This is a genomic window from Halomonas urmiana, from assembly GCF_005780185.1.
GTDB lineage: Bacteria > Pseudomonadota > Gammaproteobacteria > Pseudomonadales > Halomonadaceae > Halomonas > Halomonas urmiana.
In genome coordinates this window covers 23,113-42,609 of record NZ_VBUI01000020.1, presented here as the reverse complement: position 1 = coordinate 42,609, position 19,497 = coordinate 23,113, and the positions used below count along the sequence as shown (strand labels likewise).

Annotated in this window: 21 protein-coding genes; 20 read left to right on the top strand and 1 reads right to left on the bottom strand. The window is 70.3% G+C overall.

The window, feature by feature from the left end; translation table 11 throughout:
* Positions 1-9: 9 nt before the first annotated feature.
* From FEI13_RS13260 to FEI13_RS13235, 6 genes are all read left to right on the top strand, one after another.
* Positions 10-483: a YeeE/YedE family protein gene (locus tag FEI13_RS13260; protein WP_138181998.1), complete on the top strand. Its 474-nt coding sequence runs from the start codon at positions 10-12 to the stop codon at positions 481-483.
* On the top strand, positions 480-923 hold the full coding sequence (locus FEI13_RS13255) for a DUF6691 family protein (RefSeq protein ID WP_240036522.1): 444 nt from the start codon (positions 480-482) through the stop codon (positions 921-923). The genes FEI13_RS13260 and FEI13_RS13255 overlap by 4 nt, the downstream gene beginning before the upstream one ends.
* Positions 924-1,072: 149 nt before the next feature.
* A complete protein-coding gene (locus FEI13_RS13250) occupies positions 1,073-1,774 on the top strand; it encodes a response regulator (protein ID WP_138181997.1) in 702 nt (233 codons plus the stop codon).
* Complete coding sequence (locus FEI13_RS13245) at positions 1,771-3,165, top strand: ATP-binding protein (protein WP_138181996.1); 1,395 nt, start codon at positions 1,771-1,773, stop codon at positions 3,163-3,165. Before FEI13_RS13250 ends, FEI13_RS13245 begins: the two co-directional genes overlap by 4 nt.
* Complete coding sequence (locus tag FEI13_RS13240) at positions 3,162-3,863, top strand: c-type cytochrome (protein WP_138181995.1); 702 nt, start codon at positions 3,162-3,164, stop codon at positions 3,861-3,863. The genes FEI13_RS13245 and FEI13_RS13240 overlap by 4 nt, the downstream gene beginning before the upstream one ends.
* On the top strand, positions 3,860-4,825 hold the full coding sequence (locus FEI13_RS13235) for a c-type cytochrome (protein WP_193555742.1): 966 nt from the start codon (positions 3,860-3,862) through the stop codon (positions 4,823-4,825). Before FEI13_RS13240 ends, FEI13_RS13235 begins: the two co-directional genes overlap by 4 nt.
* Before the next feature lie 72 nt (positions 4,826-4,897).
* Here FEI13_RS13235 and dsbG read toward each other — a convergent pair whose 3' ends face one another.
* Positions 4,898-5,656, bottom strand: a complete 759-nt coding sequence (gene dsbG / locus FEI13_RS13230; RefSeq protein ID WP_138181994.1) for a thiol:disulfide interchange protein DsbG — start codon at positions 5,654-5,656, stop codon at positions 4,898-4,900.
* 280 nt (positions 5,657-5,936) lie between these two features.
* Between dsbG and FEI13_RS13225 the strand changes: the two genes are divergently transcribed.
* The 14 genes from FEI13_RS13225 (at position 5,937) to FEI13_RS13165 (ending at position 19,491) form a co-directional block, all read left to right on the top strand.
* Positions 5,937-6,416: a copper chaperone PCu(A)C gene (locus FEI13_RS13225; protein WP_138181993.1), complete on the top strand. Its 480-nt coding sequence runs from the start codon at positions 5,937-5,939 to the stop codon at positions 6,414-6,416.
* Between the two features lie 142 nt (positions 6,417-6,558).
* Positions 6,559-7,044, top strand: coding sequence for a transcriptional regulator NrdR (gene nrdR / locus FEI13_RS13220; protein WP_138181992.1), 486 nt, complete (start codon positions 6,559-6,561; stop codon positions 7,042-7,044).
* Complete coding sequence (gene ribD / locus FEI13_RS13215; protein ID WP_138181991.1) at positions 7,044-8,192, top strand: bifunctional diaminohydroxyphosphoribosylaminopyrimidine deaminase/5-amino-6-(5-phosphoribosylamino)uracil reductase RibD; 1,149 nt, start codon at positions 7,044-7,046, stop codon at positions 8,190-8,192. Before nrdR ends, ribD begins: the two co-directional genes overlap by 1 nt.
* Before the next feature lie 183 nt (positions 8,193-8,375).
* Positions 8,376-9,539: a bifunctional 3,4-dihydroxy-2-butanone-4-phosphate synthase/GTP cyclohydrolase II gene (gene ribBA / locus FEI13_RS13210; protein WP_138181990.1), complete on the top strand. Its 1,164-nt coding sequence runs from the start codon at positions 8,376-8,378 to the stop codon at positions 9,537-9,539.
* Between the two features lie 85 nt (positions 9,540-9,624).
* Complete coding sequence (ribH, locus tag FEI13_RS13205; RefSeq protein ID WP_138181989.1) at positions 9,625-10,125, top strand: 6,7-dimethyl-8-ribityllumazine synthase; 501 nt, start codon at positions 9,625-9,627, stop codon at positions 10,123-10,125.
* The gene (gene nusB / locus FEI13_RS13200) at positions 10,122-10,625 is read left to right on the top strand and encodes a transcription antitermination factor NusB (protein ID WP_138181988.1); all 504 of its coding nucleotides are present in this window, start codon (positions 10,122-10,124) and stop codon (positions 10,623-10,625) included. Before ribH ends, nusB begins: the two co-directional genes overlap by 4 nt.
* A 12-nt stretch (positions 10,626-10,637) precedes the next feature.
* Positions 10,638-11,627, top strand: a complete 990-nt coding sequence (gene thiL, locus FEI13_RS13195) for a thiamine-phosphate kinase (RefSeq protein WP_138181987.1) — start codon at positions 10,638-10,640, stop codon at positions 11,625-11,627.
* Complete coding sequence (locus FEI13_RS13190; RefSeq protein WP_089848422.1) at positions 11,624-12,097, top strand: phosphatidylglycerophosphatase A family protein; 474 nt, start codon at positions 11,624-11,626, stop codon at positions 12,095-12,097. The genes thiL and FEI13_RS13190 overlap by 4 nt, the downstream gene beginning before the upstream one ends.
* A gap of 75 nt (positions 12,098-12,172) precedes the next feature.
* The gene (locus tag FEI13_RS13185) at positions 12,173-13,420 is read left to right on the top strand and encodes a DUF945 family protein (RefSeq protein WP_138181986.1); all 1,248 of its coding nucleotides are present in this window, start codon (positions 12,173-12,175) and stop codon (positions 13,418-13,420) included.
* A gap of 77 nt (positions 13,421-13,497) precedes the next feature.
* Entirely contained in the window at positions 13,498-15,930 is a 2,433-nt protein-coding gene (gene lon, locus FEI13_RS13180; protein WP_138181985.1) for an endopeptidase La, read from the top strand.
* Between the two features lie 237 nt (positions 15,931-16,167).
* On the top strand, positions 16,168-16,953 hold the full coding sequence (locus tag FEI13_RS13175; RefSeq protein ID WP_240036521.1) for a thiamine ABC transporter substrate-binding protein: 786 nt from the start codon (positions 16,168-16,170) through the stop codon (positions 16,951-16,953).
* Positions 16,954-17,028: 75 nt separating this feature from the next.
* Positions 17,029-17,175, top strand: coding sequence for a hypothetical protein (locus tag FEI13_RS19505; protein WP_240036520.1), 147 nt, complete (start codon positions 17,029-17,031; stop codon positions 17,173-17,175).
* Positions 17,151-18,854: a thiamine/thiamine pyrophosphate ABC transporter permease gene (thiP, locus tag FEI13_RS13170; RefSeq protein WP_158294547.1), complete on the top strand. Its 1,704-nt coding sequence runs from the start codon at positions 17,151-17,153 to the stop codon at positions 18,852-18,854. Before FEI13_RS19505 ends, thiP begins: the two co-directional genes overlap by 25 nt.
* The gene (locus FEI13_RS13165) at positions 18,838-19,491 is read left to right on the top strand and encodes an ATP-binding cassette domain-containing protein (RefSeq protein WP_138181983.1); all 654 of its coding nucleotides are present in this window, start codon (positions 18,838-18,840) and stop codon (positions 19,489-19,491) included. Before thiP ends, FEI13_RS13165 begins: the two co-directional genes overlap by 17 nt.
* The last annotated feature ends 6 nt before the right edge of the window (positions 19,492-19,497 follow it).

The window sequence follows — 19,497 nt, the reverse complement described above, 5'->3', positions numbered from 1 at the left end:
ACCTCTCACGTGGATTGGATGACTAGCCTGCAGGGGCTGATCGGGGGGATCCTGATCGGCCTGTCGGCCACCTGGCTGATGGCGACCCTGGGTCGCATCGCCGGCATCAGCGGCATCCTCGGCACCCTGATCACCCAGCGTCCCAGAGGCGACAGCGCCTGGCGCCTGGCCTTCCTGTTGGGACTGATCAGCGGCCCGATCGTGTTGATGCTGCTGGGCGGCGGCCTGGGCAATGTCGCCGGCGGCGGAGTCGACGTGACCGGCGAGGTGATCGGCCAGCCGGCGGGCGGCGTGCCGCTGATGCTCCTCGCCGGCCTGCTGGTCGGCGTGGGCACGGGGCTCGGCAGCGGCTGCACCAGTGGCCACGGCGTCTGTGGCCTCTCGCGGCTGTCGGTTCGCTCCCTGGTGGCCACCATCACCTTTCTGGTGGCGGCGATCGTCACCGTCTTCGTGGTGCGGCACATGATCGGAGGTGGTGCATGAAGCGCATGATCCTGAAAACCGAGCGGCTCAAGACACTCATGGGCTATATCGCGGGGCTGATCTTCGGCCTCGGCCTGGCCGTATCCGGCATGACCGACCCGGCGCGGGTGCTCGGCTTCCTGGATGTCGCCGGCGCCTGGGATCCGACCCTGATGTTCGTGCTGGGCGGCGCCGTGGTGACCAACTTCATCGGCTATCGGCTGGTGCTGCGCCGCCCCCATCCGCTGCTGGGCGAGCGCTTCCAGCTGCCGACGCGAACGGATCTGGACGGCCGCTTAATCGGCGGTGCCGCGCTGTTCGGCATCGGCTGGGGCCTCTCCGGCTACTGTCCGGGGCCGGCCTTCGCCTCCCTCGGCGGGCTCACCCTCCCGCTGCTGGCCATGTTGGTGGCCATGGTGGTCGGCTGGTTCCTGGCCCGGGCGATCTCTGCCCGGGGCTGAGCGCCTCTCTCTCCTTCTCGTGCCTCCCGCTCCTCGGGGAGGCCCGATATCGACCAATGGACGATCTTCCGAGCGCCGCAGGCGTCGCGGCTTAATGCCCGCTTAATGGCCCGGTGACAACATGTCGCAGTTCACGAGGATTTCCTGTCATGCACGTACTGCTCATCGAGGATGACGCCCTGGTGGCGTCGGGCATCCAGGCCGGGCTCGGTGTCTACGATTTCGTCGTCGATACTGTGAGTACCATGGCCGAGGCGCGCGCGGCCATGGCAACGGTCTCAAGCGATGTGGTGATCCTCGATCGCGGCCTGCCCGACGGCGACGGCATGACGCTGCTCGAGGAGTGGCGGGCGGCCGGCATCGATACCCCGGTGCTCATCCTCACCGCGCGCGACGCGGTGAGCGATCGCATCGAGGGGCTGCACGTCGGCGCCGACGACTACCTGGTGAAGCCCTTCGATCTCGACGAGCTGGTGGCGCGCCTGCTGGCGCTGCTGCGTCGGGCCGCCGGACGCTCCCGGGCGCTGGTCGAGCACGGCAGGCTGTGTCTCGATCCCGTCTCCCGGGAGGTGACGGTGGCAGGGCGGCCGGTGGCGCTGTCGCGCCGCGAGCTGGTGCTGCTGGAGGCCTTCCTCCAGGCGCCGCGCAGCGTGCTCAGCGCCGAGCAACTCAAGGACAGCCTCTACGGCATGAACGAGGAGGTGGAGAGCAACGCGCTCAACGTGCACATCCACCACCTGCGCCGCAAGCTCGGCGGCCGGGTGATCGAGACCGTGCGCGGCCTCGGGTACCGGCTGGGCCCACCCGAGGCGGTCGAGGGGCGGCCTCGCCCCGGGGGCGGACGAGTATGAGCCTGCGCACGCGCCTGGTGCTGACCCTCGGGGCGACGCTGCTGCTGTTGTGGGGGCTCGCCGCCGCCTGGCTGATGCGCGATCTCTACCAGCAGGTCGAGGCGACCCTCGACCAGCGCTTGGCCCAGTCGGCGCGCATGGTCTCGGGCCTGATGGCGCAGCTGCCGGTCGAGGTGTGGGAGCAGGCCGATCGGCGGGCGCTCTCGATCCCGCCCATCGAGGGGCTGGCCTGCCAGGTGCACTCGCCGCGGGGCGAGATCCTGGCACGCACCCATAGCGACATGCAGGAGATCCTGAAAGCCAGCGCGCCGGGGCATGCCTATCGGGAGGAGGGCGGCGTGACCTGGCGGGTGTTCACCTACCAGCGCAACGGGCTGACCATCACCACCGCGGATCGCATGGACGAGCGTGACCTGCTGATGCGCAACGTGCTGGAGGTGGCGGTGGTGCCCTTCGTGGTGGCGCTGGCGGGCAGCCTGCTGGCGCTGTGGATCGGCGTGGTGAGGGGGCTCGCGCCGCTGGAGCGGCTGCGCGATGCCCTGGCGCGACGCCATCCGGACGCCCTGGCGCCGGTGGCGACCCACGGCGTGCCGCGAGAGATCCGCCCGCTCGTGGAGTCGCTCAACGGCCTGCTGGCGCGGATCCAACAGGCCATCGTCCGCGAACAGCGCTTCACCAACGATGCGGCTCACGAGCTGCGCACGCCGCTCACGGCCATCAAGACCCACCTGCAGGTGGCGCGGCGCGTCGAGGGCGAGGCGGCGCACCGGGCGCTGGATCACGCCGAGGAGGGCGTGGCGCGACTCACTCGCACCCTGGATCAGCTGCTGATGCTGGCCCGAGTCGAGGGGCGGGTACACTTCGAGGACGGCGAGGTCAGCCGCGCCGCCGACGTGGTGGCGTTGGCCCTGCGCGACGCTCGGGCCAGCGAGCGAGCGCGCCTCACGCTGCCGAACGCCTGGCCCGACGGCGAGCTCGCGGTGCCCCGGGAGCTCGCCATCACGGCGCTGCGCAACCTGGTGGACAACGCCCTGCGCCACGGACCCGAGGGGAGTCCGGTGGTGGTGACGAGCCGGCTCGACGCGGCAGGCGGGGCGCTGACCTTCTGCGTCAGGGACCACGGCCCCGGGGTCAAGGAGGCCGAGCTCGAGCAGCTGCCCCGGCGCTTCTGGCGGGCGAGTTCTCGGCAAGGCAGCGGCCTGGGGCTCGCCATCGTGGCCGCCATCGCCGAGCGCTTCGGTGGCCGTCTGGCATTTTGCCGCCCCGAGGGGGGCGGGCTCGAGGCCCGGCTGACGCTGCCGCTGACGCCGGACACGATGGGGCCGGTCCACCCGGCCCGACAAGAATCCCCGCAAGGGATCCATGACAACGACGAGGGTGACCCAAGATGACGATCATACGGATCGCGAGTGGCGTCGGGCTGTTGCTGGGCTTGGCGTCAGTACAGGCGTCAGCACAGGCACAGGCCCTGGAGGGCGATGCCGAGCGTGGCCAGCAGGCGGCTGGCGTCTGCGTGGCCTGCCATCAGGCCGACGGCATGGGCATGGACAACCCGGGCGGTGAGTCCTGGCCGCGACTGGCCGGGCTGCCGGCGGCCTACATCGAAAAGCAGCTGCATGACTTCAAGGCGGGCCGTCGCCAGAACGCAACCATGATGCCCTTCGCCAGCATGCTCGATGATCAGCAGATCGCCGACGTCTCGGCCTACTACGCCGAGATGGCGCCCTGGCCGACCCTGCCCACCGCCTACCGGGCCGCCGATCCCGAGGACGCCGCCGAGTGGCTGGCCAATCGCGGCGACTGGGCCGAGGACAGCATGATCCCGGCCTGCAACCAGTGCCACGGGCCCAACGGCCAGGGCGTGGGGGATAACTTTCCGCCGCTGGCCGGCCAGCATACCGGCTACCTCGCGGCCCAGCTCGAGGCCTGGCGCGACGGCTCGCGCCACAACGATCCCAACCAGCTGATGGTGGGCGTCGCCGAGCGCCTCGACGAGGCGCAGATCGCGATGATTGCCGATTACTACGCCACGCTGCCGGCGACGCTCGCCGAGCGCGACGCCCCGTCATCCGAGGAGGACGCCCAATGAGCCTACGCAGATCCCAGCCGCTGCTGGCGGTGACCCTGGTCGCGACCCTGGCCCTCTCGTCGGCCGCCCTGGCCCAGGACGAGGGCGTCGAGCGGGACTACCAGATCCCGCTGCCCGAAGCCCCCGAGGGCGAGGTGACCTTCACCCCTCCCCATGAGCGCGACCTTCCCGACAACCAATACGGCGACATGGTGCGCAAGGGACGCGATCTCTTCGTCGACACCCAGTCGTTGCGCGGCGAGTACGTCTTCAACGACCAGAACTGTGCCAACTGCCACCTCGACGCTGGCCGCCTGGCCAACTCGGCGCCGATGTGGGCCTCCTTCGGCGTCTACCCGGCCTATCGCGGCAAGAACGACAAGGTGAACACCCTCGCGGAGCGGATCCAGGGCTGCTTCACCTACTCCATGAACGGCACGCCGCCGCCGACCGGCAGCGAGCCGCTGGTGGCCATGCAGACCTACCTGCACTGGATGTCGACCGGCGCGCCGATCAACGAGTCGCTGCCCGGCCGTGGGTATCCCGCCCTCGAGGAGGCCGAACAGGCGCCCGATCGTGCCCGTGGCGCCGAGGTCTATGCCGCCCAGTGCGCGGTCTGCCACGGCGACCAGGGCCAGGGCCAGAAGGTCGGCGAGCGCCAGGTCTTCCCGCCGCTGTGGGGCGACGGCGCCTACAATTGGGGGGCCGGCATGCACCGGGTGAACACGGCGGCCAACTTCATCAAGGCCAACATGCCGCTGGGCAAGCCCTACTCCCTCTCCGACCAGCAGGCCTGGGACGTGGCGGCGTTCATCAATAGTCACGAGCGCCCCCAGGATCCGCGTCGCCGCACCCTGGATACCCTGGAGGAGACCGACGCGACCTTCCACAGCCACCACGGCTTCTACGGAGACGAGATCGACGGCCGGCGCCTGGGCGATCACGCCGACTTCGGCGAGAACCCGCGGCCCCTCGACGGCTGAGCGTCTCCCCCCGGCGAACGCAACGGGCCCCGCTGCTACGGCAGCGGGGCCCGGCGTGTCAAAGGCGGAAGCTCAGGGGCGCGGCGAGCCCATCATCTCGATCAGGCGCGCCTCCTGGGGGGCGCCCTGCACCTGCTCCAGGCGGCCGTCGTCGCCGCGATAGTAGGTAGTGGGGGTGGCCATCAGCCCCAGGCGCTCGAAGCGCTGGTTATTGGCCCGCACCTGCTCCTCGACCTCGCGGGGCTGCGCGGCGGCCTCGATGCCGCTGTCGCTCTGCTGGTGTACCTGCAGCGCCCGGGCGGGGTCGTCGGCGCCGAGCAGGGCGGCGGCCTTGGCGGGGCTGTCGCTTTCCAGGATACCGACCATGATATGGCGTAGCTGGACCCGCCCCGCCTCGACCCAGGGGCGGCTCTGCGCGTAGAAGCGCTCGCAGTAGGGGCAGTTGGGATCGGTGAAGGTGTAGAGGATGCGCTCGGCATCCGGGTCGCCATCGGCGATCCAATAGCTCTGCTCGAGCGCCTGCCACACCTCGGCTTCCTGGGCGCTGCGCACATGCTCGTCCAGCGGGGCGGCGGAGAGGTCGTTGCCCTGGGCGTCGATCAGGGTGCCGACCACCGCGTGCTCGCCATCCGGCGTGAGGTAGACGGCCATCTCGCGGCCGCGATGGCTGGCGGCGAAGCCGTCGAGCCCCCCCGGCGCCTCGAAGCGGGCATGGATCTCCAGGCCCTCTTCCACCAGGGCCTGGATCGGGGCCGGCCAGGAGGTATCGGCGGAGAGGGTTGTGGCGGCGGTCAGCGAGAGCAAGCCGATCGTCAGGGAGAGGGTTCGCATCGCGATGTCCTTGTGAAGAACGGGAATAAAGCGCTGTCGTGAAGCGCTGTTGTAAGAAAGCCTTGTTGAAGGGATGTCGTGAGGAGACCTCATGGGGCGATAGCGTCATGGGTGACGAGAGGACTCGCGCCGCGTCCCGAAGTTCCCATCCTGACACGCCGGCATTAGCCATGGATTAATTCAGCGGGCCTGTGGCGGGGCGAGATGTCGCATCCCGCTCGCCGGCGTCGTCGTGGCAGGATAGGCAGATCCCATCCCTCGACCGCTGGAGTCTATCGCCATGCGCCTCGCCGCCCGCCCGCTGTTCCTGCTCTCTCTGCTCTCCCTGCCGCTGCTCGGCGCCGCTGCCGAGGTCGACTCCCTTGCCGTCGAGGGGGACCACGTGCGCGCCGTGCCCCCCGGGTCGGCCACCACCGCCGCCTTCATGACGCTGACCAACGCGGGCGAGACGGACCTGGCGCTGGTCGAAGGCGCCTCGCCGCTGGCCGGCCGCCTGGAGCTTCACAACCACGTGATGGTCGACGGCGTGATGCAGATGCGTCGGGTCGAGGCGATCCCCCTGCCGGCCGGTGAGACCGTGCGACTGGCGCCGGGGGGCTGGCACCTGATGATGTTCGAGCTGGCCGCGACCCCGGTCGAGGGCGAGCGCGTCGAGCTGACCCTGACCCTCGATAACGGCGAGACGATGACCCTCGAAGCGCCGGTCCAGCGGGTGCAGCCGATGGCCATGGACATGAGCGGCGACGATCAGGGCCACTGACGCCCTGTGGGAGCGATCTTCAGATCGCGATGGAGGCCGAAGGCCTCCCTATACCGCCCTCTCGGCGTCCCTTGACTGGGCGCTCTGCCCGTGAACCGTTACAATGCCGCGACAGCCTCTCATCGACGTCGGGTTACCTCCTATGCATTGCCCCTTCTGTGGCGCCAACGACACGCGCGTGACCGATTCCCGCCTGGTGGCCGAGGGTGATCAGGTTCGGCGGCGTCGACAGTGCGCGGCCTGCGGCGAGCGCTTCACCACCTACGAGACCGCCGAACTCGTGATGCCACGGGTGATCAAGTCCGACGGTACCCGCGAGGTGTTCGACGAGGGCAAGCTGCGCGCCGGCATGCTGCGCGCGCTGGAGAAGCGTCCGGTCAGCGCCGAGTCGATCGAAGCGGCGGTGGAGCGCATCCGCCAGCACCTGCGGGCCCGCGGCGAGCGCGAGATTCACGCCCGGGACATCGGCGAAGAGGTCATGCAGGCCCTCAAGCGCCTCGATCAGGTCGCCTACATCCGCTTCGCCTCGGTCTACCGCCGTTTCCAGGACATCGATGAGTTTCGCGCCGAGATCGATCGCCTGGCCCAGGAGCCCGGCTTCCCCGACGACCCCGCCGGAGGGCACTGATGATCGCCTCGACCCTGCCCGAGACCTGGATGGCCCGCGCCCTCAAGCTGGCCGAGCGCGGCCGCTACACCACCGACCCCAACCCCCGGGTGGGCTGTGTGCTGGTCAAGGACGAGCGGGTGGTCGGCGAAGGCTGGCACGAGCGGGCCGGCGAGCCCCACGCCGAGATCCACGCCCTGCGCGCGGCGGGGGAATCCACCCGTGGCGCCACCGCCTACGTGACCCTGGAGCCGTGCGCTCATCAGGGCCGTACCGGCCCCTGCGCCCTGGCGCTGGTCGAGGCCGGAGTGGCAAGCGTCGTGGTCGCCATGCAGGACCCCAATCCCCAGGTGGCCGGCCGGGGCATCGCCCTGCTGCGCGACGCCGGCCTCGAGGTCACGGTGGGCGTGCTGGAGGATGAAGCGCTGGCGCTCAATCCCGGTTTCGTGATGCGCATGTCCCATGGCCGCCCCTTCGTGCGCCTGAAGATGGCCATGAGCCTGGATGGCCGCACCGCTATGAGCTCCGGCGAATCCCAGTGGATCACCGGGCCCCAGGCCCGCCGCGAGGTGCAGCGCCTGCGTGCCCGCGCAAGCGCCATCCTCACCGGGGTGGAGTCGATCATCTTCGATAATGCCCGGCTCACCGTGCGCGCCGAGCAGCTGGCGCTGCCCGACGGCGAGACGATCGCCGCCCGCCAGCCGCTGCGCGTGGTGGTAGATTCCCGCCTGCGGTTGCCCCAGGCGGCGGCCTGCCTGCGCGAGTCCGGCCGGACCCTGGTGGCGACCCTCGCCGAGCACGATGTCGAGCGGCGCGAGCGGCTCGCGGAGGCCGGCGCCGAGGTGGTGACGATGCCGGCGGGCCACGACGGCCGGGTCGATCTCGATGCCCTGCTGAAGCACCTGGCCGAGGCGGAGCAGGCCAACGAGGTGCTGCTCGAGACCGGGGCGACGCTGGCCGGCGCCATGCTCGAGGCGAACCTGATCGACGAGATGCAGCTGTTCGTGGCCCCGACCCTGCTCGGCGGCGAGGCGCGCCCGCTCTTCGCACTGCCGGGTCTCTCGCTGATGGCCCAGCAGAAGGGGCTCGAGATCCTCGACATCCGTGCCGTGGGCCAGGACTGGCGCATCACCGCTCGGCCCCGGCGGCACACGGTGGCCGAAAGCTGAACACAGCGGCATCATCCTGCTCGGCGCTTGAAACTGGCGCCCATCGACGCGCCATGGCTGCTATCTACTGGCGCCCACCGACGCGCCACGGTACCCTGACGCGGTTTCGAGGTGGCGACGCCGGAGGGCGACCCGATCGTCGCGGGACCGCGACGGCCACCACGCTGAATCAATGGAGACTCCATGGTGCACTCCTCATCCGGGGGCCTGGCCCCTATTGAAGAACTGGTCGAGGACATTCGTCAGGGCAAGATGGTGATCCTGATGGATGACGAGGATCGCGAGAACGAAGGCGACATCATCATGGCCGCCGAGAAGGTCGAGGCCGAGCACATCAACTTCATGGCGCGCCACGCCAGGGGGCTGATCTGCCTGCCGATGACCCGCGAGCGCTGCGAGCGTCTCCAGCTGCCGCTGATGGTGCGCGACAACGGCTCCGGCTTCGGGACCAAGTTCACCCTCTCCATCGAAGCCGCCGAGGGGGTGACCACCGGCATCTCCGCCGCCGATCGCGCGCGCACCGTGCGCGCGGCGGTCGCCCGCGATGCCAAGGCCGGCGACATCGTGCAACCCGGCCACATCTTCCCGCTGATGGCCGAGCCCGGCGGCGTGCTGCGTCGCGCCGGCCACACCGAGGCGGCCTGCGACCTCTCGGCGCTGGCCGGGCTCGACCCCAGCGGTGTGATCTGCGAGGTGATGAACGAGGATGGCAGCATGGCGCGCCGCGCCGAGCTCGAGCGTTTCGCCGTCGAGCACGGCCTGAAGATGGGCACCATCGCCGACCTGATCCACTACCGCATCCACAACGAGCAGACCGTGCAGCCGGTGGAGTCGAGCCCGGTGGAGACCGCCTTCGGCGAGCTCACCCTGCATGTCTTCCGCGACAGTATCCAGGGCGCCCATCACCTGGCGCTGGTCAAGGGACATCCGCATCCCGAGGCGCTGACCACGGTGCGCGTGCACCTGGCCAACGTGATGCGCGACCTGCTCGCCCTGCAGAAGGGCGATCGGCCGAACTGGACCGCCCAGCAGGCGCTGGCCGAGGTGGCCGACGCCGAGCACGGCGTCTTCGTGCTGCTCGACGACGGCCGTCCGCACCAGGACCTGTACGACCTGCTCGAGGTGTTCCTCGAACGCCGACGCTCGCCGCGTACCAGCGACTCCGACGGTGCCGGCAACTACCTGACCATCGGCACCGGCTCGCAGATCCTGCGTCATCTGGGGGTCGGCAAGATGCGCCTGTTGAGCTCGCCCTGGAAGTTCTCCGCCCTCTCCGGCTTCGACCTCGAGGTGGTAGAGCGACTGGAGCCCGGCGAACACGCGCTCGGCGAGCCTGGCGACGACTGACGCCGCACTCGCCTTTCCCATGATGGCATGGCCGGCGGCCATGCCCCCGGACCCTTCAGCACCGGATCTTTCAGGACACAGAACCATGCAACCGATTTCCCAAGTCGAAGGCAGCTTCGTCGACGTCGATGGCCGCTACGTGATCGTGGTCGGCCGCTTCAACCATCACGTGGTGGACAGCCTGGTCGAAGGCGCCGTGGACAGCCTGGTGCGCCACGGCGTGGACGCCGAGAACATCGATATCGTCCACGTGCCCGGCGCCTGGGAGCTGCCGCTGGCGATCAAGCGCGTGTTGCAGGTGGCGCGCCCCGACGCGGTGCTCGCCCTGGGCGCGGTGATTCGCGGCGGCACCCCCCACTTCGAGTACGTGGCCGGCGGCTGCAACACCGCCATGGGCAACCTGCAGCTCGAGTTCGACACCCCTGTGGCCAACGGCGTGCTGACCGTCGAGTCCATCGAGCAGGCCATCGAGCGCGCCGGCACCAAGGCCGGCAACAAGGGCGCCGAGGCGGCCATGGCGGCCATGGAGATGGTCTCGCTGCTGCGCTGCTTCGGCGACGATGCCGACGCCGGGGGTGAGGCATGAGCGGCGAGCGTACGCGGGTGCCCTCGAAGGCGCAGCAGTCGCGCCATGCGGCCCGTGAGCTGGCCGTCCAGGGCCTCTATCAATGGCAGATGACCGGCAAGTCGATCACCACCGTGGAGGCGGAGTTCCGCAGCCAGGTGGCCGACGATGACCTCGAGGATCACGAGAACTGGCACAAGGTCATGGAGATTGCCGACCTGGCGCTGTTCCATGAGCTGCTGCATAACGTGGCCCGTGAGCGCCAGGCCCTCGATGCCTCCATCGCGCCGCTGCTCGACCGTCGCCTCGAGGATCTCGACCCCATCGAGCTCACGATCCTGCGCCTGGGCGCCTACGAGCTCTCCAAGCGCCTGGAGGTGCCGTACCGCGCGGTGATCACCGAGGGCGTCGAGCTCGCCAAGTCCTTCGGGGCCACGGACGGACACAAGTACGTCAACAGCATTCTCGACAAGCTTGCCGGGCGGCTGCGGTCCGCCGAGGTCACTGCTCGCCGCCGCTGAAGGCCCGCCCCGATGCACAGCGAATTCGAACTCATCACCCGCTACTTCACGCCCGACCCGCCCGGCTTGGATGCCGGTGTGAGCCTAGGTGTGGGCGATGACTGCACCCTGCTGGCGCCGACGGCGGGGCAGCGGCTGGCGGTCAGTGTCGATACCTCGGTCGCTGGGGTCCACTTCCCCGAGGCGGCGCCGGCCGCGGCGATTGGCCACCGGGCGCTGGCGGTCAGCCTGAGCGATCTGGCCGCCATGGGCGCCCGCGCCCGCTGGTGTCTGATGTCGCTGACCCTGCCGGCGGCGGATGATGGTCCCTGGTTTGCGGAGTTCGCCCGCGGCTTCCATGCCCTCTGCGACGCCACCGGCACCACCCTGGTGGGGGGCGACGTCACCCGCGGGGAGCTTGCCATCGGCGTCACGGTGATGGGGGAGGTGCCACCGGAGCAGGCGCTGACCCGCGGCGGCGCACGGCCGGGCGACGTGCTGGCCGTCACCGGGGCGCTGGGCGGCGGTGCCGGCGGGCTGGCCCTCTGGCAGCGCGGTGAGCGAGACCTCGCCCATCCGCTGCTCGCGCGCTACCTGCATCCGCAGCCGCGCCTCGCGGCGGGGCTCGCCCTGCGCGGCCTGGCGAGCGCCGCCATCGACGTCTCCGACGGCCTGCTGGCCGATCTGGGCCACGTGCTCGAGGGCTCCGGCGTCGGGGCCGAGCTGACTCCCGAGGCGCTGCCGCTGGCCGAGGGGCTGGTGGCGGCCCTCGGTGAAGCAAGCGCGCGGGAGGCGGCGCTGCACGGCGGCGACGACTACGAGCTGCTGGTGGCCGTGCCGCCGGCGCATCTGGCCACGGCGCGCGGGCGACTGGCCGAGCGTGGTCTGGCGCTCACCGAGATCGGCCGGGTGGTTGATACGCCCGGCATTCGCGGCGTGGTGCTCGCCGGTGAGCGCGGCTGGCAGCATTTTCAGCCGGGCGGCGCTCCGTCGGGCGGCGCCCCGCCGGGCGGTGCCTCATGAACCAGGCTCCTGCCAGCGTCTGGCGACGCCCGGTGCACTTCCTGGCCTTCGGGCTCGGCAGTGGGACCGTGCCCTTCGCCCCCGGCACCTTCGGCACCCTGGCCGCCATCCCCTTCTATTGGCTGATGTCCGAGCTGCCGCTGGGCTGGTACCTCGGCTTGGTGGCGGTGACCTTCCTGTGGGGCATCTGGCTCTGCGACAAGACGTCCCACGACCTGGGTGTCCATGACCACTCCGGCATCGTCTGGGACGAGTTCGTCGGCTACTGGCTGACCATGGCCGCCGTGCCCTTCTCCTGGGAGGCGGCGCTGTGGGGTTTCGCGGTGTTTCGCGTCTTCGATGTCTTCAAACCGTGGCCGATCCGTTGGGCGGATCGCCGGGTCGCCGGCGGCTTCGGCATCATGATCGACGATGTCCTCGCCGCGGCCTACGCATGGAGTACCATGCACCTGTGGTTCTGGCTCCACTGAGTCGCTGCGCCGCAGGAGCGCTCCCTCGCGGCGCGCCGCGAGGGCCCGGAAACGGCGCGGACAAGGAAGGTCATGATGCGCAAGGAACGACTGATCGTCCCGGTGGTGGTGGGGCTGGCGCTGCTCTGGGCCGCGGGCCAGGCGATCTCCAGCCTGCTCTTCGAGCGTGAACTGGCCCGGGCCCTCGAGGATCTCGCCGCCCGCGGCGACCTGCTGGTCGAGCGCACCGACGTCGAGCGGGGCTGGCTCGAATCCAGCGGCACCCTCCACCTGACCCCCCGCTTCGGTCGGGCCTGGCACCTGGCGCTGCCCTACGAGGCGCGCCATGGGGTGATCAATACCCGCATCGACGGCACGCTCAAGCCTTACGTCGGCCCCGCCGATCGTCGGCTGTTCGGCGATCTGCTGCCCTCATCGCCGCCCCGCTGGCAGGCCCGCTACCATACCCTCGGCGCTACCCTGCGGGGGCGCCTGACGCTCTCGCCGTTCCTCATCCGCCAGCAGGAGCGCGCGCTCGAGTTTCGCGGCGGCGAGGTCACCTTCAGCGGCGTCTACGGCGACTGGCGTCTGCAGGCGGATCTGGCACCCTGGCGGCTCAGCGATGGCGCGACCACGCTCGAAACCGGCCCGGTCACCCTGGAGAGCCGCTACGCCTACACCGAGGGCGCCTACCACTTCACCCAGCAGGACCTGCTCAAGGTGGAAGGGCTCACCTGGCGTCAGCCGGACCTCGCGCTGGATGCCAGTGGCCTCGTGCTGCACAGCCGCACCACTCTCGACGAGGCGGAGCTGCGCATCGAGAGCGAGCTGACCCTCGATCGGCTGATGGCCGCCGACGAGGTGCTGCTCACCGGTCGCCTCGCCGTGGAGCTCTCGAGGATCAACGCCGATGCGCTGCGCCGCGTGCTCGCCGTGCTGCGTGACGAGGCGGCCCGTGGTGAGACCGACCGCCAGGGCAGGGCGCTGCTGGCGCGCCTGGAGCCCGACCTGCTGGGCATGCTCGAGGATTCGCCGCGGCTGGACATCCACGCCATCGACCTCGACAGCCCGATGCTGGGGCTGGACGCCCGCGGCGACGGCGCCCTGTTCTTCGATGCGGGTGAGCTCGAGGCGCTGAACCTGATCGCGCTGGACGAGCCCGAGGAGCAGGCCCGCTGGCGCTCGCGGCTCTACGGCGACGTGACCTGGGATCAGGTGCCTCCCGTGGTGGCGCTGTGGCTCGGCCTGCCGCTGGGTACCGAGGACCTGGCGATTGACGTGGTGCGCGGGCGGGTCAGAATCAACGGCCGACCGCTGGCGCCGATCCTCGAACGACGTCAATGACTTGAAGTCGGGCCACGCTGCCCGCATTCCTCAAGGCAGCCCCGGGAACCCTCCCGACGATTCAGGACGAGGACCGCATGAGCGACGATCACGAGATGCAGGATGGCCTGGACTGGATCCATGCCAACGACGACGACGCCTTCGACGATGAGATGCCCGGCGCCGAGGGCCACCACGCGGTGGTACCCGCCAGCGACTCCCTGCCCGAGCGCATCTACTTGCTGCCGATCCACAACCGGCCCTTCTTCCCCGCCCAGGTCCAGCCGCTGGTGATCAACCGCGAGCGCTGGGAGGAGACCATCCGCCGGGTCGGCGATACCCCGCATCGCACCGTCGGCCTGGCCTTCGTCGGCGAGACCGGCGTCGAGGAGCTAGGCGGCGAGGACTTCCCCGAGTTCGGCACCGCGGTGCGAGTCCACAAGCTGCAGGGCGAGGATCAGCAGATCCAGTTCATCGCCCAGGGCGTGCGCCGCTTTCGCATCCAGCGCTGGCTCTCCAAGGAGCCGCCCTACCTGGTCGAGGTGAGCTATCCCCGCGAGCCGGTGGATGCCGAGGAGGACGAGACCCGCGCCTATGCCATGGCGCTGATCAACGGCATCAAGGAGTTGCTGCCGATCAACCCGCTCTACGGCGAGGAGCTCAAGCACTACCTCAATCGCTTCAGCCCCCATGAGCCGGGGCCGCTGACCGACTTCGCCGCGGCCATCACCTCGGCCAAGGGGCCGGAGCTGCAGGACGTGCTGGCGACCCTGCCGGTGATGGATCGCATGCAGAAGGTGTTGCCGCTGCTGCGCAAGGAGATCGACGTTGCCCAGCTGCAAAGCGAGATCAGCGAGCAGGTCAACGCCCAGATGCAGGAGCGCCAGCGGGAGTTCTTCCTGCGCGAGCAGCTCAAGGTGATCCAGCGTGAGCTGGGCATCTCCAAGGACGATCGCGAGAACGACGTCGACACCTTCCGGGCGCGTCTCGAGGGTCGCGTGGTCCCCGAGCGGGTCATGGAGCGCATCGACGACGAGCTCGACAAGCTCTCGGTGCTGGAGACCGGCTCGCCGGAGTACGGCACCACCCGCAACTATCTCGACTGGCTCACCGCCATGCCCTGGGGCGTGCACAGCCAGGACCAGCTCGACCTGGCCCACGCCCGCACGGTGCTCGACCGCGACCACGACGGCCTGAACGACGTCAAGGAGCGCATCGTCGAGTTCCTCGCCGAGGGCACCTTCAAGGGCGACGTGGGCGGCTCGATCCTGCTGCTGGTCGGCCCGCCGGGCGTCGGCAAGACCTCGGTGGGGCGCTCCATCGCCGACGCGCTGGGCCGCGAGTTCTACCGCTTCTCGGTGGGCGGCATGCGCGACGAGGCCGAGATCAAGGGCCATCGGCGCACCTACATCGGTGCCATGCCCGGCAAGCTGGTCCAGGCCCTCAAGGAGGTCGAGGTCGAGAACCCGGTGATCATGCTCGACGAGATCGACAAGATGGGGCAGTCCTTCCAGGGCGACCCGGCTTCGGCGCTGCTCGAGGTGCTCGACCCGGAGCAGAACGTCGACTTCCTCGACCACTACCTCGACGTGCGCCTGGACCTCTCCAAGGTGCTCTTCGTCTGCACCGCCAACACTCTGGACTCGATTTCCCCGGCGCTGCTCGACCGCATGGAGCAGATCCGCCTCTCGGGCTACATCGCCGAGGAGAAGGTGGCCATCGCCAAGCACTTCCTGTGGCCCAAGCTGCTCAAGCGCGACCGCATTCCCAAGAAGCGCATCAACCTCACCGACGCGGCGCTGCGCCAGGTGATCGAGGGCTACGCCCGGGAGGCCGGGGTGCGCCAGCTCGAGAAGCAGCTGCACCGCATCGTACGCAAGGCGGCGGTCAAGCTCCTCGAGGACGAGCAGCACTCGGTGCGGGTCTCGGTCAACAACCTCGAGACCTACCTCGGCCCGCCGATCTTCCGCAAGGAGAAGGTGATGAAGGGCGAGGGCGTGGTCACCGGGCTCGCCTGGACCTCGATGGGCGGCGCCACGCTCTCCGTGGAGGCCGGCAAGGTGCACGCCCTGGATCGCGGCTTCAAGCTCACCGGCCAGCTCGGCGACGTCATGAAGGAGTCGGCCAACATCGCCTACAGCTACGTGCTCGGCCACCTCGGCGACTACGGCGCCGATCCAGACTTCTTCGACTCGGCCTTCGTGCACCTGCACGTGCCAGAGGGGGCCACGCCCAAGGATGGCCCCTCGGCCGGGGTGACCATCGCCACGGCGTTGCTCTCGCTGGCCCGGCATCACGCCCTCGACCGGCCGTTGGCGATGACCGGCGAGCTGACCCTGACCGGCCAGGTGCTGCCGGTGGGCGGCATCCGCGAGAAGGTGATCGCCGCCCGGCGCAGCGACATCGTCGAGCTGATCCTGCCCGAGGCCAATCGCCGCGACTACGACGAGCTGCCCGACTACCTCAAGGAGGGGCTGACGGTGCACTTCGCCGGCCGCTATCGCGACGTGGCCCGGGTGGTCTTCGGCTAGGAGCTACAAGCGTCGAGCGCCGAGCGCCGAGCGCCGAGGAAGTCCCCCGCCAGGCCTCGCCTATGGGGTGACCCTCTTGGCGAGAGGGCCGGAGGCCTGTCGCCGGATAAGCCCGAACCCGCCCGATGCTATCGCTTCCTTCCTCCCGCGCGCACCCGCCATGGCATAATGGCGGGTGCATCGTTTTGTCTTGTGAACAAGATGCGCGAACAAGTGTGCGAACAACAAGGAACGCCCATGCCCTCCAAGCTCCATGCCGCCGGCGCGTCGTTCGCGGCGCTGCTGGCCGCCGGCTCGCTCCAGGCCGACGAGACCCTGACCGTCTACACCTACGACTCCTTCGTCTCCGAATGGGGCCCCGGCCCCGGCATCGAGGAGGCCTTCGAGGCGCGCTGCGGCGACTGCGACCTGGAGTTCGTGGCCCTGCCCGGCGGCGTCGACATCCTCCAGCGCATGCGCCTGGAGGGGGAGGGCACCCGGGCGGACCTGGTGCTGGGCCTGGACATGAACTTGATGGCCGAGGCGCGGGCGCTCGACCTGCTGGCCCCCCACGGCGCCGACACCGGCGCCCTCGACCTGCCCATCGACTGGGAGGACGAGACCTTCCTGCCCTACGACTGGGGCCACTTCGCCTTCGTCTACGACACCGAGCAGATCGCGGAGCCGCCCGGCAGTTTCGCCGAGCTGCTCGAGGCGCCCGAGGCGGTCAAGGTGATCCTCCAGGATCCGCGCACCAGCGTTACCGGCCAGGGGTTGATGCTGTGGATCAAGAAGCTCTACGGCGATCGGGCGCCCGACATCTGGGCGCGGCTCAACGAGCGGGTGCTCGCCGTCACCAACGGCTGGAGCCAGGCCTACTTCTCGCTGTTCATGAACGGCGAGGCGCCCATGGTGCTGTCGTATGCCACCTCGCCGGCCTATCACATGGCGGTGGAGGAGACCGACCGTTACCAGGCCGCCGAGTTCGAGGAGGGCCACTATCTGCAGGTGGAGACCGCCGCGATGCTGCGCACCACCGAGTAGCCCGAGCTGGCCCGGGACTTCCTGGCCTTCATCCTGACGCCGGAGTTCCAGCGCCACATTCCGCTGGGCAACGTCATGAACCCGGCCATCGACCTGGGCGACGAGTTACCCAAGGTCTTCGACCGGCTGATCACCCCCGAGAGCCTGACGTTCTCCCCCGAGGAGGTGCGTGCGCACCGCCGTGAGTGGATCCGCGAGTGGCTCAACGCCAGCGTTCGTTGAGCGGGGCGACCTCCTCCCTGCGCTGGGCCAGTCGCTCGCGCTGGGCGCCGGGGCTCGGCCTCGCCGCCCTCGCGGCGGTGGCGGGCCTGGGGCTCGGCAGCCTCGGCGCGCTGCTGTGGCAGGCCCGGGGGGTGCATCCGGCGGCCCTGTGGCAGGAGCCGTGGCTCGCCGCCGTGCTGCGCTTCACCCTCTGGCAGGCGACCCTCTCGACGCTGCTGGCGGTGGGACTCGCCGTGCCGGTGGCGCTGGCCCTGGCGCGGCGCCCACGCTTCCCGGGGCGCGGCCTGCTGCTGCGGGCCATGGAGCTCTCGCTAGTGCTACCCACGCTGATCGGCCTGTTCGGTCTGGTGGCCGTGCACGGTCGGCGCGGCTGGGCGGCGCCGCTCTGGGAGGGGCTCGTCGGCTCGGAGTCGGGCTACCTCTACGGCCTCTCGGGCATCGTGCTGGCCCACGTCTTCTACAACCTGCCGCTGGCGGCCCGGCTGATGCTGCAGGCGCTGGAGACGGCGCCCGCGGCGCACTGGCGGCTCGCCTCCCAGCTGGGCCTGACCCGGGCGACGCTCTGGCGCACCCTGGAGTGGCCGCGCCTCGCGCCGCTGCTGCCGAGGCTCGCGGCGCTGGTGTTCACGCTCTGCTTCACCAGCTTCGCCATCGTCATGACGCTGGGCGGCGGCCCGCGCTCCTCGACCCTGGAGGTGGCGCTCTATCAGGCGCTGAAGTTCGATCACGACCTGGCGCTGGCGGCACTTCTGGCGCTGACCCAGCTGGCCATCTGCCTGTCGCTGTGGCTGCTCGCCCTCTCCTGGGGCGGGGCGCCCTCGCTGGTGGTGGGCAGCGTCGCGCTGCCGAGCGGCGGGCGCTGGCGCCGCCGCGACGCCCTGGGGGTCTCGCGACTCACCGATGCCGTCTGGCTCACCGCACTGGCGGCGCTGCTGCTGCCGCCGCTCGCCGCCGTGGTGCTGGCGGGCCTGGCCGGGCTGCCGGAGCTGCCCCGCCAGGCGAGCCTGTGGGCCGCGGCGGCGCGCAGCCTGGTGATGGCCCTCGGCGCGGCGGCCGGGGCACTGTCCCTTGCCCTGTCGCTGCTCGTCGGCAGCCGTTGGCTCAAGGTCCGGCGGCACTCTGCGGGGGCGCTGCTGATGGAGGGCGGCGGCCAGCTGATCCTGGTGATCCCCGCCCTGGTGCTCGGCACCGGGCTCTTCCTGCTGCTGCGCCCGACGCTCGGTAGCGGCTGGCAGGGCTATGGCCTGGTGGTGCTGGTCAACGCCTTCATGGCGCTGCCCTTCGCCATGCAGGTGATCCGCGGGGCGCTGCCCGGGCTCTCGGCCCCCGAGGTGCGCCTGGCCGACCAGTTCGGCATCCGCGGGCGCGTGCGGCTGCGCTGGCTGGTCTGGCCGCGGCTGCGGCGTCCCCTGGCCCTGGCGCTGGCCTATGCCATGACCCTGTCGCTGGGCGACTTCAGTGTGATCGCGCTGTTCGGCAGCCCCTCGGCGCCGACCCTGCCGATGCTGCTCTTCCAGCAGCTCGGCGGCTACCGCTGGCAGGGCGCCGCCGCCACGGCGCTGTTGCTGCTGGCGCTGGTGGTGCTGGTGTTCGCGCTGCTGGGACTCTTGACCCGACGCCCGCCCCGCTACCCGTGGAACCGTTTCGCCCGCGAGGAGCGTCATGCTCGAGTGCCGTGACCTGATCTTCCACTACGACCGCTGTGAGCCCGGCGAGACGCCGGATTTCTGCTTCAGCTTCCGGCTCGCGCCCGGCGAGTGCCTGTCGGTGGCGGGGCCGTCGGGGACCGGCAAGAGCACCCTGCTCGGGCTGCTGGCGGGCTTTCTCGAGCCGGCCAGCGGCAGCCTCGCCTGGCAGGGCCGGGACCTGCTGATGCAACCGCCGTGGGAACGCGGCATCACCACCGTCTTCCAGGAGCACAACCTCTTCGATCAGCTGCCGGTGTGGCTCAACGTGGGGCTGGGGCTCGCGCCGGACATGCGCCTCACCCCGGCACAGCAGGCCCGGGTTCGCGAGGGGTTGGCCGAGGTGGGGCTCGCGGGGCTCCACGACCGCCTGCCCGCCGAACTCTCCGGCGGCCAGCGCCAGCGCGTGGCGCTGCTGCGCGGCTCGCGAATCCTGCTGCTCGATGAACCCTTCTCGGGGCTCGACGAGGCGACCCGCGCGGGGCTCTGGGACCTGGTACGCCGCCAGAAGGCCGCGGGCGCCGCGGTGCTGCTGGTCAGCCACGACCGCGACGACATCGAGGCGCTGGCCGACCGGCGCGCCCGGCTCGAGTCCGGGCAGCTGCTGGTCGACTCCTGTGACGCAGGCTGAGGCTGG

Coding starts and splice junctions, on each gene's coding strand:
- FEI13_RS13255 (WP_240036522.1), top strand. CDS start 480: ATGAAGCGCATGATCCTGAAAACCGAGCGGCTCAAGACACTCATGGGC.
- FEI13_RS13250 (WP_138181997.1), top strand. CDS start 1,073: ATGCACGTACTGCTCATCGAGGATGACGCCCTGGTGGCGTCGGGCATC.
- FEI13_RS13245 (WP_138181996.1), top strand. CDS start 1,771: ATGAGCCTGCGCACGCGCCTGGTGCTGACCCTCGGGGCGACGCTGCTG.
- FEI13_RS13240 (WP_138181995.1), top strand. CDS start 3,162: ATGACGATCATACGGATCGCGAGTGGCGTCGGGCTGTTGCTGGGCTTG.
- FEI13_RS13235 (WP_193555742.1), top strand. CDS start 3,860: ATGAGCCTACGCAGATCCCAGCCGCTGCTGGCGGTGACCCTGGTCGCG.
- dsbG (WP_138181994.1), bottom strand. CDS start 5,656: ATGCGAACCCTCTCCCTGACGATCGGCTTGCTCTCGCTGACCGCCGCC.
- FEI13_RS13225 (WP_138181993.1), top strand. CDS start 5,937: ATGCGCCTCGCCGCCCGCCCGCTGTTCCTGCTCTCTCTGCTCTCCCTG.
- nrdR (WP_138181992.1), top strand. CDS start 6,559: ATGCATTGCCCCTTCTGTGGCGCCAACGACACGCGCGTGACCGATTCC.
- ribD (WP_138181991.1), top strand. CDS start 7,044: ATGATCGCCTCGACCCTGCCCGAGACCTGGATGGCCCGCGCCCTCAAG.
- ribBA (WP_138181990.1), top strand. CDS start 8,376: ATGGTGCACTCCTCATCCGGGGGCCTGGCCCCTATTGAAGAACTGGTC.
- ribH (WP_138181989.1), top strand. CDS start 9,625: ATGCAACCGATTTCCCAAGTCGAAGGCAGCTTCGTCGACGTCGATGGC.
- nusB (WP_138181988.1), top strand. CDS start 10,122: ATGAGCGGCGAGCGTACGCGGGTGCCCTCGAAGGCGCAGCAGTCGCGC.
- thiL (WP_138181987.1), top strand. CDS start 10,638: ATGCACAGCGAATTCGAACTCATCACCCGCTACTTCACGCCCGACCCG.
- FEI13_RS13190 (WP_089848422.1), top strand. CDS start 11,624: ATGAACCAGGCTCCTGCCAGCGTCTGGCGACGCCCGGTGCACTTCCTG.
- FEI13_RS13185 (WP_138181986.1), top strand. CDS start 12,173: ATGCGCAAGGAACGACTGATCGTCCCGGTGGTGGTGGGGCTGGCGCTG.
- lon (WP_138181985.1), top strand. CDS start 13,498: ATGAGCGACGATCACGAGATGCAGGATGGCCTGGACTGGATCCATGCC.
- FEI13_RS13175 (WP_240036521.1), top strand. CDS start 16,168: ATGCCCTCCAAGCTCCATGCCGCCGGCGCGTCGTTCGCGGCGCTGCTG.
- FEI13_RS19505 (WP_240036520.1), top strand. CDS start 17,029: ATGAACCCGGCCATCGACCTGGGCGACGAGTTACCCAAGGTCTTCGAC.
- FEI13_RS13165 (WP_138181983.1), top strand. CDS start 18,838: ATGCTCGAGTGCCGTGACCTGATCTTCCACTACGACCGCTGTGAGCCC.